This window comes from Facklamia sp. P13064, assembly GCF_050409425.1.
Classification (GTDB): domain Bacteria; phylum Bacillota; class Bacilli; order Lactobacillales; family Aerococcaceae; genus Facklamia.
The window spans coordinates 44188-59245 of record NZ_JBNUPM010000004.1; the positions used below are offsets into that span (position 1 = coordinate 44188).

At 37.2% G+C, this 15058-nt stretch carries 14 protein-coding genes and 1 pseudogene; 4 read left to right on the plus strand and 11 right to left on the minus strand.

Features of this window, described 5'->3' with window-relative positions; genetic code table 11:
* Positions 1-30 precede the first annotated feature (30 nt).
* The 3 genes and pseudogenes from ACQV2S_RS02915 to ACQV2S_RS02925 all read right to left on the minus strand — a co-directional run bounded on the left by ACQV2S_RS02915 (position 31) and on the right by ACQV2S_RS02925 (position 2143).
* A complete protein-coding gene (locus ACQV2S_RS02915) occupies positions 31-429 on the minus strand; it encodes an arsenate reductase ArsC (protein WP_428873510.1) in 399 nt (132 codons plus the stop codon).
* 28 nt (positions 430-457) lie between these two features.
* Positions 458-712, minus strand: a pseudogene (locus ACQV2S_RS02920) (ArsR/SmtB family transcription factor); the annotation flags it as partial.
* A gap of 132 nt (positions 713-844) precedes the next feature.
* Entirely contained in the window at positions 845-2143 is a 1299-nt protein-coding gene (locus ACQV2S_RS02925) for an alpha-amylase family glycosyl hydrolase (RefSeq protein ID WP_428884994.1), read from the minus strand.
* A 110-nt stretch (positions 2144-2253) separates the two neighbouring features.
* Here ACQV2S_RS02925 and ACQV2S_RS02930 point away from each other — a divergent pair, with 110 nt between their 5' ends.
* The 4 genes from ACQV2S_RS02930 to ACQV2S_RS02945 all read left to right on the plus strand — a co-directional run bounded on the left by ACQV2S_RS02930 (position 2254) and on the right by ACQV2S_RS02945 (position 6494).
* Positions 2254-3525: an ABC transporter substrate-binding protein gene (locus tag ACQV2S_RS02930; RefSeq protein ID WP_428873507.1), complete on the plus strand. Its 1272-nt coding sequence runs from the start codon at positions 2254-2256 to the stop codon at positions 3523-3525.
* 74 nt (positions 3526-3599) lie between these two features.
* Positions 3600-4526 carry a carbohydrate ABC transporter permease gene (locus tag ACQV2S_RS02935; RefSeq protein WP_428873506.1) on the plus strand — a complete coding sequence of 309 codons (927 nt, stop codon included), beginning with the start codon at positions 3600-3602 and terminating at the stop codon, positions 4524-4526.
* On the plus strand, positions 4526-5398 hold the full coding sequence (locus ACQV2S_RS02940; RefSeq protein WP_428873504.1) for a carbohydrate ABC transporter permease: 873 nt from the start codon (positions 4526-4528) through the stop codon (positions 5396-5398). Before ACQV2S_RS02935 ends, ACQV2S_RS02940 begins: the two co-directional genes overlap by 1 nt.
* A 211-nt stretch (positions 5399-5609) precedes the next feature.
* Entirely contained in the window at positions 5610-6494 is an 885-nt protein-coding gene (locus tag ACQV2S_RS02945) for a LysR family transcriptional regulator (protein WP_428873502.1), read from the plus strand.
* Here the strand turns inward: ACQV2S_RS02945 and buk are convergent.
* The 8 genes from buk to ACQV2S_RS02985 all read right to left on the minus strand — a co-directional run bounded on the left by buk (position 6491) and on the right by ACQV2S_RS02985 (position 15035).
* A complete protein-coding gene (gene buk / locus ACQV2S_RS02950) occupies positions 6491-7561 on the minus strand; it encodes a butyrate kinase (RefSeq protein ID WP_428873500.1) in 1071 nt (356 codons plus the stop codon). The two genes, ACQV2S_RS02945 and buk, sit on opposite strands and share 4 nt — an antisense overlap.
* Position 7562: 1 nt before the next feature.
* Complete coding sequence (locus ACQV2S_RS02955; RefSeq protein WP_428873499.1) at positions 7563-8471, minus strand: phosphate acyltransferase; 909 nt, start codon at positions 8469-8471, stop codon at positions 7563-7565.
* A 26-nt stretch (positions 8472-8497) separates the two neighbouring features.
* The gene (locus ACQV2S_RS02960) at positions 8498-9535 is read right to left on the minus strand and encodes a PTS transporter subunit IIC (protein ID WP_428873552.1); all 1038 of its coding nucleotides are present in this window, start codon (positions 9533-9535) and stop codon (positions 8498-8500) included.
* A 23-nt stretch (positions 9536-9558) separates the two neighbouring features.
* Positions 9559-10971, minus strand: a complete 1413-nt coding sequence (gene lpdA / locus ACQV2S_RS02965) for a dihydrolipoyl dehydrogenase (RefSeq protein ID WP_428873498.1) — start codon at positions 10969-10971, stop codon at positions 9559-9561.
* A gap of 7 nt (positions 10972-10978) precedes the next feature.
* A complete protein-coding gene (locus ACQV2S_RS02970) occupies positions 10979-12310 on the minus strand; it encodes a dihydrolipoamide acetyltransferase family protein (RefSeq protein WP_428876112.1) in 1332 nt (443 codons plus the stop codon).
* Between the two features lie 14 nt (positions 12311-12324).
* Positions 12325-13302: an alpha-ketoacid dehydrogenase subunit beta gene (locus tag ACQV2S_RS02975; RefSeq protein WP_428873495.1), complete on the minus strand. Its 978-nt coding sequence runs from the start codon at positions 13300-13302 to the stop codon at positions 12325-12327.
* 1 nt (position 13303) lies between these two features.
* Positions 13304-14410, minus strand: coding sequence for a pyruvate dehydrogenase (acetyl-transferring) E1 component subunit alpha (gene pdhA / locus ACQV2S_RS02980; protein ID WP_428873493.1), 1107 nt, complete (start codon positions 14408-14410; stop codon positions 13304-13306).
* 163 nt (positions 14411-14573) lie between these two features.
* Positions 14574-15035, minus strand: a complete 462-nt coding sequence (locus ACQV2S_RS02985; protein WP_428873491.1) for a YopX family protein — start codon at positions 15033-15035, stop codon at positions 14574-14576.
* Between the last annotated feature and the right edge of the window lie 23 nt (positions 15036-15058).

Genomic DNA, 15058 nt, shown 5'->3' on the forward strand with positions numbered 1-15058 from the left:
TTCATTTCAACTTGATTCATAAAAAACCTCCTATAATTGACTAATTTCGGCAACTAATTCTTTGACTTTTTGATCAATCGAAGCAATCACTTCTTTAAATGCTTCATCTGATTTACCACTGGGATCTTCTAAGCCCCAATCCTCTTTGCGATCATTAAAAGGAAGAAACGGACAATTCACATTACAGCCCATAGTGATCAAATAGTCGATTTCAGCTAGTTCAGTGATTAATTTAGGCTGCTGGTTAGCTTCCATATCTATCTGGTAGATATCTTTCATTAAACGCACAGCCTCTTGATTAATTTGATCTTTTTCTTCCGTTCCAGCTGAATATGCCTCAATTACACCTTGACCATAACGTTTGGCAAGCGCTTCTGCTATTTGGCTTCGACATGAGTTATGAACACAGACAAATGCTACTTTTTTCATTTTACAACTCCTTTAAATAGCTAACTGCTTAAAACTTGTTGATTTCTCTATCAGTAGGCTTAGTTAAAACATTGAGATTTGACATAAAGCGATTTCGCCCTTGATTAGAAATACGATCGTAAACCCATTTCCCTTCCTGACGCTCTTTAACAATGCCTGATCCAACTATTTTTTTCATGTGGTAAGACAATCCCGATTGAGAATGGTCAAGTTGCTCAAGTAATACACAAGCACACTGTTCCCCCTTCTTCAAAAGCTGCAAAATAACTAAACGATTCTCATCACTTAACGCTTTGTCTTAATCAACCATCACCTTTAAATCTTCCATTTTATCACCTCACATCAAATCTTATTGATGTTTCAGCATATAACAAATGTACCCTTATACCAATTTGTTTTGATATGAGGCTTGGCTTTAATCTTCTTTATAAGTGAGGTATTGAGGTCTATCGGATAAGGCTATTTCTCCATCATTAACTTTTATCCATCTATCCTCTAATAGATGACGATATGCTCCATCAGCAAGTGGTATTTTAATCGAACCATGTTTTTCTTTATTCAAAGCAAAGATCCCCATCAAACATTCTTCATGGTTTTGATACTTAACCCAAACAGCTTCTAAGTCATCATCGCCACCCACTTCAAAACTTCCTTCACAAGGAATATACTCCTTTTTAATTTGGATTAAGTCCGCTAAATACTCTGAAAAAGTCGACTCATTAGACCAGTCGATTGGATCTTTTTCAAAAAGATTAGGTAAATGATTAGCTTGAATCTCTTGTCCATTATAGATTAAATGCGCACCACGTAAAAAGAGGTTAAAGGCTGTTATTTGTTCTAACGAGTGCTTATCCTTAATTCTTGCTGCAATACGTTTTTGATCATGATTTTCTAAAAAACGTAATTTAGTGAAGTTGGCAGGATAAATCCAATTTTGTCGATTTAAACTAGTAAGGTAAGCAGATAAAGGTTGATTTTCTTCTAAATAAGCAACCCAATCATTAAAAATATCATAATCATAGGTCAAATCAAAAGCTTGATAGACTTCGGAGTCTGACAGTCCGGTCATAGCTTGTTTTCTTGTTTCGAGAATAAATGAAGGCTCAACGCTCTCTGCTAACCACACTAAGTCAGGATTAACTTCTTTAACTGCTTCACGAGCAGCCAACCAAAAATCTAAAGGAATTAAAGAAGCTACATCACAGCGAAAACCATCAACGATTTTGGCATAGTCCATTAAAGTCTCAATTTGATAATCCCATAAGTCAAAATTGTCATTATAATCCAAATCGATAATATCTGTCCAATCACCAATCTGATTACTAAAACTGCCGTCTGGTTTTTGATAAAACCATTGAGATTTTTGATTGCTTAAAAGACTGTCTGGAGAGGTATGATTATAAACGATATCAATCATCACTTTCATACCCGCTTGATGAATTTGATCCACTAAATGAATAAAATCCTCGCGACTACCTAACTCTGAGTGAATGCCGCGATAGTCTTTTATGGCATAGGGTGATCCTTTTGTGCCCTTTCGTTTAATCTTTCCGATCGGATAATGAGGCAAAAACCAAACCATATCAACCCCTAACTTTTTTAAACGTGGAATTTCAGCTTCCGCCTCTTTAAAACTACCTTCTTTTGAAAAGTTACGGGTAAATATACTGTAAATTACCAGCTTCCTTAACTCTAATGCACTTTCTTTAGCCATCCTAGTCCTCCTGTTTGTAACTTTTTTTATTAATTTTGCAAACGATTGCAAACCTTTATTCTTAAAGCTATAATTATTATAACAAAAGTTAAAATTATAGGAGGAATACCATGACAATTCTATCAAAAATTTCTAAGGCTAGCTTGATTTTAGCGGCTAGTTCTCTCATATCTCTGCCGAGCGCTTCAGCTGCGTCTGACAGTCCTGATGCTTTTACGCTCTATTCTAACAAAAGTGAAACTCAAGAGGCTTTAACTAACTATGCTAAAACATGGGGTGAGGCTAATGGAGTGGATGTTACAGTTAAAGTCTGTTCTGGTTCCTGTACTCTAGGTGACCAATTGAAATCAGATTTCACAGCGGGTGACGGTCCTGATGTCTTTGTTATTGAAGGGCAAGGAGGCTACGATATCTGGGCTGATTTCCTCACTCCTCTTGAAGGTGATTGGATTGATCAAACTGAATTTGAATTTAAACAAGGTGATGAAGTCTATGGTTTCCCTGTTTCAGTTGAAGGCTATGGTTTAGCTTATAATGCAGACCTTTTAGAAAAAGCAGGCATTGATCCAGCTAGTTTAGATTCTTTTGAAGCAGTCAAAGCTGCTTTTGAAGATTTAGAAAATCGTAAAGAAGAATTAGGACTGACTTCAGTTGTAGCAAATGCTACTAAAGAAGGCGAAACATGGATTATGGGTAATCATGACTTCAACGCTTATCTTGGATCCGGTTTAGAAAATGGTGACCGTACTGTTACAGAAATGACCCTTAAAGGTGAAGTCGATGAAGACCGTATGGCAAACTATGCGGATTGGGTAGAGCTTCTCTTCCAACATACTGACAAGCAAATGTTAACAGTAGGTACACAAGAAGACATGGATATTGCTTTTGCTACAGGGCAAGCAGCTTTCCTTCATCAAGGAAACTGGAAAGATCCCAACTTAGCAGAATTAGAGGCTGATTTCAAAATGGGCTTCATTCCTTATCAAACACTAGGAACTGATGCAAATGCTGATGGTCTCTTTATTGGTGCTCCATCATATTATGTTGTGAATAAAGAATCTGGCGCAATGGAATCTATCAATAAATTCTTCCAAGACATGGTGGATACTCCTGAAGGTCAAGACTATATTGTAAACCAAGCCAATATGATCTCACCTTTCTCAACCACTGAAGAAACACCACAAGCGCCAATGTCTGCATTCTTAGCACAATGGATTGTTGATGAAAAGCCAGTTTACTCCTTTGATTCGACTTATTTTATGCCTGATGGTTTCGGTATGAATAACCTAGGCCCTATCTATGGTCAATTTGCTCAAGGTAACATTGACAAAGATGAATTCATTCAACTAATGTCTGAAGAAATTTCACAACTTTCAGAATAAAAGGTTAATTTAGCAGTGTTCTTAAAGGGACTAGAGGGTTTCTTCTAGTTCCTTCATTTATAAGGAGGGTTCTTATGGCATCTGCCTCTCATAAAAAATCTCGTAGTAAACGGCAGCGTCGCAATTTTATTTTTTTAGTGGCCCCTGCTTTTATTGCACTTACTTTAGTGATTTTCATTCCCTTCGTGATGGGCATTTATTATTCATTTACGAATTGGGGCGGGATTATTAAGCCTGTTGCAGATTTTATTGGTTTGGGTAATTATAAAGAAAGTTTTGCCGATTCTCGTTTTCGTTATTCTCTGATGGTTACCTTTATTTTTGCTTTTTTTAATATAATTATTATTAATTTAGTCGCTTTTACTTTAGCTATGATTGTTTCTAGTCAAGTTAAAGGTAGAGATATTTATCGTGCGGGCTTCTTTGTTCCTAATCTAATTGGTGGAATTGTCTTGGGTTATATTTGGCAATTTATCTATAATAATGTTTTTCCTCAAGTTGGAGAATTGTTGGCTTTCGATTGGCTGGTTGAAAATCTCTTCTTAGGTTCTCCGCGTCTAGCTGTTTCTGCCTTGGTTTTAACTTCAACTTGGCAATATGCCGGTTATATTATGATGATTTATTACGCGGGCTTGCAAAACGTTCCTCGTTCATTGTATGAATCTGCTTCCTTAGATGGAGCCAATTGGTGGGGAAAGCTACGCCACATTACTTTACCAATGATTATGCCATCATTTACTGTTTCTTTATTTTTAACCATTAATAATTCCTTTAAAATATTCGATGTCAATTACTCCTTGACGGGTGGTGGCCCTTCTATGATGTGGAATAGTGAAGCCATCAAGTCTACTGAGTTTATCACTATGAATATTTATAATACTGCTTCTGTTGAAAATAATTTAGCTTATGGTCAAGCTCGAGCAGTAATTCTTTTTGTTATTCTAGTCATTATTAGTCTTAGTCAGACTTATATTACAAAACGTCAGGAGGTCGAAATGTAATGTCAATTATCAAATGGAAAAAGTTTTTCTTGGAGTTGTTCGCCCTCTTAGTTTTTGTCTTATTTATCAGCCCCTTACTGTTAATATTTATTAACTCAGCCAAATCCTCTCGCGAAATATTAGTCAATCCACTCTCACTGCCTGAAAATTGGGGACAAATATGGGAAAACTTCCTTACTATTTGGAACAACCCCTCTATTGATTATCCTAGTTCTTTTTTATCATCAGTAATTATTACTGTCACTTCCTTGGCTCTAATTAGTCTGGTCAGTTCATTAGCTGCTTGGGGATTAGTGAGATACAAATCAAAAACTTCTTCACTCATTTTTTATATGTTTGTGGCTTCAATGGTTATCCCTTTCCAAGTCGTCATGTATCCACTGATTACTTGGTTTAGAATCCTATCCATGAATGTAACTGAACCCCTAATGAATTTCTCACTCTTGAGATCTTATCCTGGGATAATCTTGGCCTACATTGGCTTTGGAATGGGCATGTCTGTCTTTATGTTTCATGGTTTTTTAAAGGGTGTCCCACTTGAGATTGAAGAAGCTGCCGAAATAGATGGTGCTAACAAACTACAAACTTTCTTTTATGTAGTCATGCCCATTATGAAACCAATCTATGTTACGATTATTATTTTAAATGGCATTTGGATCTGGAATGATTTCTTACTGCCGATGCAATTGTTAGGTGTCGGTAATGACATTCAAACATTACCGATTGCTATTTCAAACTTTGCCGGTTCCTACACTAAACAGTGGGATATGATTTTATCTTCATCCTTAATGATTATGATTCCAATCATTATTGTTTTCCTCTTTGCTCAAAAACAAATCCTTAAAGGCATGGTTGATGGAGCAATTAAATAAAACAAACTAAATAGAGATCCTGCCAGACAAATCAAAGAAGGATCTCTATTTTTATTAGCTTTTGAGGAAACTATAACAATATTCAAGCTCTCATAAAATCAATCATAATGCAAAAAACAAAACAATCTATTAAACAAAAATTAGCTTTATTAGTAGAAATAGCCGTCATTTGATATAATGAATTTAAAAAATCTAAAAGGAGGTGTCTATCTTGGATATACGTCAGATTAAATATTTTATTGCTGTAGCAGAAACAAAAAACATTTCTCACGCTGCTAAAAGTCTTTTTATTACTCAACCTACACTTTCCCAAGCAATTAAAAAAATTGAACTGGAACTAGATACACAACTTTTTACTTATTCAGAAAAAGAAATGACGCTTACTCATACCGGTAAAATTCTTTATGACAGGGGGAAAAACTTGACCGAAGCTTTCGATGAACTAGTTCTTGAAATTCAAGGCTATAATCATAATCCAGCTGAAATAATGAAAGTCGGATTAACTTCTCTCTTTGCCATTCAATTCATGCCTCAAATATCAAAATTTATTGCTACCCATTCCAACTTGGAATTGGTCCTAGTTCAAGATGGGTCTCGTCATCTTCAACAATTGCTTGCTGAGGGTACAATTGACATTGGCCTCGTTTCTTTTCCTAAGATTGAAGAAGGCATTCATATTGAACCTTTAAACACGACCACTCAAGGATATAAGGTCAGTGTTGTTCTACCTAAAAGCAACCCACTCTCTAGTCGTGCTTCGCTTGAATTTAAAGATTTAAGAGACGAAAATTTCTGTAATCTAACTGATAATTTTATGCTAGGTGAAATGTTACCTAAACGCTGTCGCAAGGTTGGGTTCGATCCAAATATTGTTCTAGTCAACAATGATTGGGAAGTGCTTACTCATAGCTTAAAAAGCTTAAACTCAATCTGCATTTTACCGAGTGAGTTTAAGCCTTTAAGCAAATTAGAAGAACTCGCTTGGGTTCCCTTGGAAGATCGCAATAACTATTATCCGATTGGTATTGCTTTGCGAAATAATTATACATTGACACCAGCGATGAATGAATTTATATCCATCATAAAATCAAATTAACCCATTTCTGCTAAACGATGTGCGGTCTCTTCTTGATTTAAGACGCGGTTACCACCTTTTGCTAAGGCAATCATTTCAAATTCTCCTGGGAATGGAATAAACGGACCAATAAATGCTGTTCTTTTCTTGACTTCATTTCTTAAAAATTCCGAATGAGCCATTCCGCCTGTCATTGAAACGGCATCAACTGGACCGCCTATCGTAGCTGCCAAACAAGCGATTGTTTTCGCAATCCCTAAAGCCATAGCTTCAAGTACTAACTTAGCTTCTTCATCTCCATCAACAGCTCGTTGCTCGATCAATCTTAAATCCTTTGTTTGAAAATAAGAGTATAAGCCCGCTTCGTTTCTAGCAAATTTATAAAACGCATCGACTCCCCTTTCTTTGATTAGAGGGATTAAATTTTTAATAGCAATTCCACCAGAGCGTTCTGCTGAGAACATTACCTCATCGTCTGAAATAAAATCAACAATTTCACCACCTTGATGAGCACTAGCTGAACAGCCTCCTCCCATATGAACCACTATAATTTTAGCCTCTTGATAACTTTTCCCCATATCACTCGCTACTCGTCTAGCAACCGCCCGCATATTCAAATGATGTCCAATACTTTTACGACTCACTCCTTTTATGCCAGTCAGTCTAGCTACGTCTGACATTGAGTCGACTGTAATTGGATCATATATATATGCGTTGGTACCCGGTTTCCCAAAGTGATTGATTACGGCTTGTGCTAATTTGGCACCTAGGTTTGAAGCATGTTCAATAACTGGATGGAATTCTAGACGATCTAATAGCTCGTTATCAACTAGAATAGCCCCTGACTTCACTGGACCAATGCCCCCTCCACGGCCTACGGCAGTGTCAAGGTCTTTGGTTAAATGATGCTCTTCTAATAATGATAAAACATCTTGGGAACGCATTTCAAACTGATCAAAAACATGTGGAAAATGACTGATTTCCTCATTAGTATAGAGAATTTCATCTTTCCAGATTTCTTGATCGTTTTCAAAATAAGCTATCTTAGTTGATGTAGCTCCCGGATTAATGACAATAATTTTGTTCATTTTATTCCCCCTTATCCATCATTAACTGAGCTAATAGAATAGAGGCATATTTTTCACTAGCCGAAGCACTTCTCGAAGTTAAGATAATCGGTACGCGCGCTCCCATTATAATACCAGCCATCTCGCCGTCACCAAATAGCAAGAGTGACTTGGATAGACTATTACCAGCGACAATATCTGAAGCAATGATTAAATCAGCATCTCCTCTAATTGCTCCAGACCAATTTTTTTCTGCTGCACTTGTCGGTGATAAACTAATATCTAAAGATAAGGGGCCTTCTATAATTGCCTGCGAATTATCTGACTCCTCAGCGATTTCAGCAAAGTTAACAGAAGATGGCAATTTAGGAATTAAGGTTTCAGCTGCAGATAACAGAGCTACTTTAGGCTTTTCTACACCTAATTTGTGAAATACTTCCACTCCATGTTGGATAATTGTTTTATACTCTTCTTTATTCGGTTGCAAAACCATGCCACCATCACTTATGCCTAACAAACGATCAAGTTTGGGAATGGATAAAACGGCCATGTGGGTTAATAAGCCACTTTTGACAATTCCTGTCTCTTTAGCAACGACTTGTTTCAATAACTTTCCGGTGGAAAGCTTCCCTTTCATAATCGCACCAGCTTTACCTTCACGGACTAAACGAACTGCTTCAAAAGCTGCCTGTGAGTCGTTGGATTCGTCAATGATTTCGTAATCTTCTGCTGATAGTTGATAATTTGCAATGATTTTTTCTAATTGCTCCTTATCATCAATAAAGATCATCTTCAAGCCTTCTTCTTGAATGGCTTTTTTTGCACTTTTCATTACCTCATCGTCTGCAGCTTTTACTACAGCTAGGACGAATTTGTTTTTGCTAGATCTTTCTTTTTGTTTGAAGGACTTAATTTGTGAAATGAACGACATAACTTTCCTTCTTTCTTACTTTGTTTTTATAATTCTAAACGATAATCTTCCTCGGTTACTAATGGCACCGCTTGGGTAAAAACGTATTTAAAGACGAAGCCTAAACTAACAGGAACTACCACAAAAGCAACAAAAGTAATTAGGAGGTTTATCAATGAGAAACCACCACTTACTAAGTTCAGATGATTTATCGGACCAACCAGTCCACTAAAACCAAATCCTGCACTCATCGGTGTTCCTTGAATATTGAACAAAGCAGCCATCATCCCACAGACTGCAGCATTACATATAATCGGAATCATTGTCTTAGGATTTTTAACCACAATGGGCATTGACATCTTAGGTGAACCAATAAAGTGGGCCAAGGCTGTTCCTGAACCATTTACATTCCATCCCATAATAGCTAATCCAAAACCACAAGCACAAATACCAAGGTTTCCAGCTCCCGAGCCTATACCTGAAAGTCCTACAGCTAAAGCAATTCCTACCGTTGTAATTGGAGAGACTATCAAGATCGAAAAAACAATAGCAATTAAAATACACATTATAATCGGTTGAAGTGTTAATAAGCTAGCCACGCCTTGTCCAATTAGCACAGTAATACCTTTGACATAAGGCAAAATCCAATGGCCTATACTCCCTACTAAAGCTAACATTAAAGTGGGAATTACAATAATTGTGTATGATTTTAGCTTGTTTCCAATTAATAATATCACAAAAGCAGCTAATGCAGATGTTAAGCCGACATTAATGACGTCCCCTGTTCCATTCAGGGTAAGGGCGCCACCAACGAATTGAACCGCACCCCCTCCATACATTGCAGCTAGACCAATTGAGGCAGCTTGGATTGGATTAAATTTAAAATTCAATCCAATCATGACACCACTGACTAATCCTAGCATAGAGTTTGACATGGCCAGAACACCTAATAAAGGTGATCCCGGCGCGATAGCTCTAACCAGTTCTGTTAAGAGGGCGCCAGGAATTAATACGATTACCGTACCTAGAGCTAAACCATTAAGAATATTCATTGCAAATTGTTTACCGGTCATTTTATTTTCCATCATATAAATCTCCTTTTAATTTGCTATTGGTGAATTCCTTGATCTAAAAGTATTTCAGCAGCATCCATTATGGTTTCTGTTAGGCTTGGGTGGTTATGAATTGTTAATACCAAATCTTCAGCTGTCATTAAATTTTCAATTGCCAAGGTGATTTCTCCAATTAATTCACTTACTTCTGGACCAACCATTTGAGCCCCTATCAAACGATTTGTTTCTTTATCGGAGATTAAACGAACAAATCCTTCTTTTTCATTCATTGATAGAGCACGACCATTGCTTTGGAACATGAATTTTGCTTTTTTGACATTGATTCCTTGATCCTTAGCTTGTTTTTCAGTTAATCCGACTGTCGCAATTTCTGGATAAGTATAGCAGACTGTTGGAATAACTGAATAATCAACTGCTACTCCTGCATGACCAGCAATTGCTTCAGCTGCAACTTTTGCTTCATAACTCGCTTTATGAGCTAAAGCCGGTCCTGCGACAATATCGCCAATCGCGTATATGTTATTTTTATTGGTTTGTCCTTTCTCATTAACTGGAATTAAACCTTTATCATCAACCTTAACTCCGGCCAACTCTAAACTTAAGAGATCCGTATTAGGAACTCTTCCTACTAAAACCGCTACTTTATCAGCTGAAAGGTCTTCTTTTTTCTCTTTAACAGAATATGAAACGGTCACTTTTCCTTCTTTGTCTACTGCTGATTCAACGGTTGCTTTAGTAATTATGTCAATACCCTTGTTTTTCATCTGTTTAATAACTGGCTTGGTCAAATCACTTTCAAAACCATTAAGAATTCGATCACTTGCTTCAATGACTGTTACCTTAGTACCTAAATTAGCATAGGCTCCGGCCAATTCCATTCCGATATAGCCGCCACCAATTATAATTAAGGATGCTGGAAGTTCTGTTAAATTAAGTAGTCCTGTCGAATCAATAATGTTTTCACTAAATGGTAGACCTGAAAGTTCAATTGGACGACTACCAGTAGCTATAATCACATTCTTAAACTGATAGGTCTCGCCCATTTCTCCTTCTTTTACAACATGAACAGTCTGGTCAGAAGTAAACATTGCTTCGCCATGGATTATTTCCACTTTATTCTTTTTCAATAAGGCTTGAACGCCAGCTGTTAGTTTTTTGACTACTTCATTATTCTTCCAATCTTGTAGAGCCGTAAAATCCAGACTTGCGTCTCCATATTCTAATCCATAAGGCGTTTTGTTTTTAGTCTTAACGTATTCATTTCCGACCGTAATCATTGCTTTTGAAGGAATACAACCAACATTTAAGCATACTCCCCCTATTTGATCTTTCTCAATGATGAGTACTTTCTGACCTGTTTGTGCCGCTCGAATGGCGGCAACATATCCCCCCGGTCCAGATCCAATTACAATCGTATCAGCTTCTTTTGCAAAATCTCCTACTACCATTTGTCAATCACCCTTCCGATAATAATAAATCTGGATTATTTAGGTATTCTTTCATTAAATTAATTGCTTTTTGAGCGGTTACACCATCCACTACTCGATGGTCAAAAGCAAAAGATAATTTTAACACAGGTTTTAATACTGGATTCTTCTCTTCATCTGGTAAGAATTGTTCTTCAATTCGACCTACACCCAAAATAGCTACTTCAGGTTGGTTAATAATAGGTGTAGACCAAACTCCACCTGTTGCTAAGCCACCCACATTGGTTAAAGTCATAGAGCCATTATCCATATCTGTTGTTTCTAACTCTCCATTTTGAGCTTTATCCGCTAGAGTTTGGATTTCTTGAGCTATTTCAAATAGACTCTTTCTTTCTGCGTTACGAATCATAGGAACATATAAGCCTTTAGGAGTGTCGGTAGCTACGCCAATATGATAGTAATTATGGTAATATATTTCTCCCTTTTCAAGATTCATAGAAGCGTTTAGTTCTGGGAAACGTTTCAACATAGCCACTAGAACTTTCACAAAATATGCAGAATAGGTTAACTTAATATCTTTATTCTTAGCAATTTGTTTCATTCGATTACGATGTTCCACTAAAGCTGAAACTTCTACTTGATCAAATACCGTTACGTGAGGTGAAACTCGCTTACTTTCAACCATGGCTTTAGCAATTACTCTACGCATCATGCTCAGTTTTTCCACTCGATCTTCAGCCATTGCTTCAGTAGCTACTGGAGTCGCGCTAGAAGTAGACACTTGATTTTCAACGACTGCTTGACTTACTTGTTTATTTGAAGTTTCTTCGCTAGGGGCTACAGTTTGACCTGTTTCTAAGAAATGATCGATATCTTCTATCGTAATCTTACCGTGATTTCCTGTGCCGATTACTTTCGAAAGGTCAACCCCCTTGCTACGAGCATATTTACGTACTCTAGGAATAGCCATCTTACGAATATCATCCGATACAGCTTCCGTTCTATTAGTATCTTTTTCTTCCACTAGATCCACTGTATCTGATGTATTGGAGCTGTTTTCTTCAACCAGATTATCTTGAGAATCTGGTTGAGCAACATTTTCTACTTGGCTCCCCACTTCCTCTCCTTCAAGAGCTATATCGGCAATAGGCTTGCCTACTAAAGCAATTTCACCTTCTTCAGCATATAGCTTAGAAATTGTTCCGGATACAGGTGAAGGCAATTCAACAGCAGCTTTATCACTTTGTATTTCCAAAATGATTTGGTCTTCTTCAACCTTATCTCCAACTTTAACATGCCAGGTGAGCACTTCTGCTTCATGAGTACCTTCACCAGCATCAGGTAATATAAATTGATACATCAAAATGCCTCCTTTTAGAATTTAAATGTTTCTAGAGCCTGTTCATAGATATCATTCTCATCTGGTATCCAAACTGACTCCGCTGCCCCAAAGGTATAAACAGTATCAGGTGAGGTTACACGCGCAACAGGTGCATCTAAATCCATAAAGCAACGTTCACTAATATCTGAAGCTATCTGACCAGCAATTCCTGCAAGTCGTTGCGATTCTTGTAAAACAACTGCACGATGAGTTTTTGCAATCGAAGACTGAATTGTTTCAAAGTCATAAGGAGCTACGGTACGTAAATCGATTACTTCTGCTTCAATTCCTTCTTGTGCTAATTTGTCAGCAGCCTTAACTGCCAACCCTACCATTAGTCCATAGCCAATTAAAGTAATATCTTTTCCTTTACGGACTACATTCGCCTTATCTAACGGTACAGTATAATATTCTTCAGGTACTTCGCCTTTAACTGAGCGATATAATTTTAAATGTTCTAAGAAAACAACTGGATCGTTCGATTCAACAGATGAAATGAGTAAACCTTTTGCGTCATAAGCAGAAGAAGGAATAACTACACGTAAGCCAGGAACTTGAGCCATCATTCCTTCCAATGAATCAGAGTGTAATTCAGGTGTGTGAACTCCCCCACCATATGGAGCACGAATGGTTACAGGCATTTGACGAGTTCCACCATAACGAAAGCGAAAACGAGAAATTTGAGCCACTAGAGGATCCATTGCTTCTAAGATAAAACCAGAAAATTGTATTTCTGGAATAGGACGAAAACCTTCTGTAGCCAAACCTGTTGCCATGCCTAAGATAGCTGATTCTGCTAACGGTGTGTCAAACACACGATTTTTCCCAAATTCTTCTTGTAATCCATCGGTAATTCTGAAAACACCTCCGTTTAAACCGACATCTTCACCAAATATTAAGGTTTTGTTGTCACGGCTTAAAACTTCTTTAAGTCCTGCTGTAATTGCTTGTGCTAGTGTTAATACTGCCATCTTATCTCATCTCCTTTGCTTCATACTTCTTAATTTGTTCTAAAATACTTGGCGGAGTCACTTCAAACATGTTCTTCAAGAAATCAGAAACTTTTTGAGCAGGCTCTTGTGCCATACGTGCCATCGCTTCTTTCACTTCACTCTTCAAATCTTCAATGACTTGATTTTCTTTTTCTTCTGACCATAAGCCTTTTTCTGTTAAATAATTGCGAAGACGAATAAGTGGATCTTTTGCCATCCATTCTGCTAGTTCATCGTCTCCACGATAACGTTTTGGATCATCCGACATCGTATGCGGTCCAAAACGATAAGTCAAGGCTTCAATTAATACAGGACCGTTACCCGCTATCGCATATTCACGTGCTTTCTTGACTGTTGCATACATTGCGACTGGATCCATGCCGTCTACTTGTACAGCAGTAATACCTGCTGCAACCGCTTTTTGAGCCAAGGTTTGAGCAGCTGTTTGTTGTGCCACTGGAACAGATATACCATATCTATTGTTTTGAACAACTGTAATTAATGGTGCTTGATAAGCTCCTGCGAAGTTGATTCCTTCATAGAAGTCACCTTGTGACGTTGCTCCATCTCCACAAAGAGCCAGTACAACTGATTTTGAATCGTTGAATTTTTTACCAATGGCTACACCCGCTGCTGGAGGTAAAGTTCCTCCTACCATTACTTGGGGAGCATATGCATTAAAATCCTGCTCAAATTGGTTACCTGCAACATGGCCCTTATACCATAGGAACCCTTGATACATAGGCAATCCGTGACGAATCAATACTCCTAAATCTCTATAAGTCGGAACTAAGAAATCATCACGAGTTAAGGCAGCCAATGAGCCGAATTGACTCGCTTCTTGCCCTCCTGCCGTTGCATAATTTCCCAAGGCTCCTTGGCGATTTAAAATAATTGTTCTCTCATCGAGAGCACGACCCCAAACAATATCTTCCATCAAAGATACTAACTCTTCATCTGTTATTGATTTCAATGTTTCTGGATCAACAACTTTTCCATTTTCGTCTAAAACTTGAACCATTTCAAAAGGTTTGGCATACTGATCAACAACTTGGTTAAAGTCAACACTACTTAGCTTCTTCACCATGTTTTCACTACCTTCCATTATATTTTTTATTAAGCGCTTACAATTTTATTATAAGTTTTGTTTCAACAAAGGTAAAATACATAAAATCTATGATGCTATTGATTTTATCCTCAAGCTAAACAAAACCCTTAAAATAATTGACAAAGAGCTGTCTTCTCTTGGTTTACATTTTGGTGGTGTGTTTCTCGACTAATTGATCGAGATCATTTTCTAATTCATTTCCAATGACTTGACGATAGCTATAAGGATCATCCAAAGAAAAATAAAAATAGTTATCCCTTAAATAAGCTAATTTTTTCTCTACTTTAACTTTCAATTGCCATTCATTTTGTCTGAAAACAACCACTCCGATATTTTCTGGTGTATTAAGTCCTCCACAATTTAATCGTTCATGAATATATCGGCTCTTAACAATGTCTCCTTCATAGATCAGTTTGCCACTCTTTTTAGCTGTCTTTTCAAACAAAGCCGTCGAATACATCAAGCAGTCACCTTCTGATAATTTCCATAGATTTGCTTCACTTTGACCGGCTAATACCCCCTCAAATTGATTTGTCCCCTTCTCAATAACTTGATCAAAATAACTCATTTGACGTTTTTCATCAAACCAAACTCTTGCTTTCATTTTTCCTTCCTACCCCCTATATA

Bases quoted from the DNA above. Each gene is read 5' to 3' on its own strand.
- pdhA (WP_428873493.1), bottom strand. From the start codon at position 14,410: ATGGTGAAGAAGCTAAGTAGTGTTGACTTTAACCAAGTTGTTGATCAG.
- lpdA (WP_428873498.1), bottom strand. From the start codon at position 10,971: ATGGTAGTAGGAGATTTTGCAAAAGAAGCTGATACGATTGTAATTGGA.
- buk (WP_428873500.1), bottom strand. From the start codon at position 7,561: ATGAACAAAATTATTGTCATTAATCCGGGAGCTACATCAACTAAGATA.
- ACQV2S_RS02935 (WP_428873506.1), top strand. From the start codon at position 3,600: ATGGCATCTGCCTCTCATAAAAAATCTCGTAGTAAACGGCAGCGTCGC.
- ACQV2S_RS02970 (WP_428876112.1), bottom strand. From the start codon at position 12,310: ATGTATCAATTTATATTACCTGATGCTGGTGAAGGTACTCATGAAGCA.
- ACQV2S_RS02925 (WP_428884994.1), bottom strand. From the start codon at position 2,143: ATGGCTAAAGAAAGTGCATTAGAGTTAAGGAAGCTGGTAATTTACAGT.
- ACQV2S_RS02985 (WP_428873491.1), bottom strand. From the start codon at position 15,035: ATGAAAGCAAGAGTTTGGTTTGATGAAAAACGTCAAATGAGTTATTTT.
- ACQV2S_RS02940 (WP_428873504.1), top strand. From the start codon at position 4,526: ATGTCAATTATCAAATGGAAAAAGTTTTTCTTGGAGTTGTTCGCCCTC.
- ACQV2S_RS02975 (WP_428873495.1), bottom strand. From the start codon at position 13,302: ATGGCAGTATTAACACTAGCACAAGCAATTACAGCAGGACTTAAAGAA.
- ACQV2S_RS02955 (WP_428873499.1), bottom strand. From the start codon at position 8,471: ATGTCGTTCATTTCACAAATTAAGTCCTTCAAACAAAAAGAAAGATCT.
- ACQV2S_RS02915 (WP_428873510.1), bottom strand. From the start codon at position 429: ATGAAAAAAGTAGCATTTGTCTGTGTTCATAACTCATGTCGAAGCCAA.
- ACQV2S_RS02930 (WP_428873507.1), top strand. From the start codon at position 2,254: ATGACAATTCTATCAAAAATTTCTAAGGCTAGCTTGATTTTAGCGGCT.
- ACQV2S_RS02960 (WP_428873552.1), bottom strand. From the start codon at position 9,535: ATGGAAAATAAAATGACCGGTAAACAATTTGCAATGAATATTCTTAAT.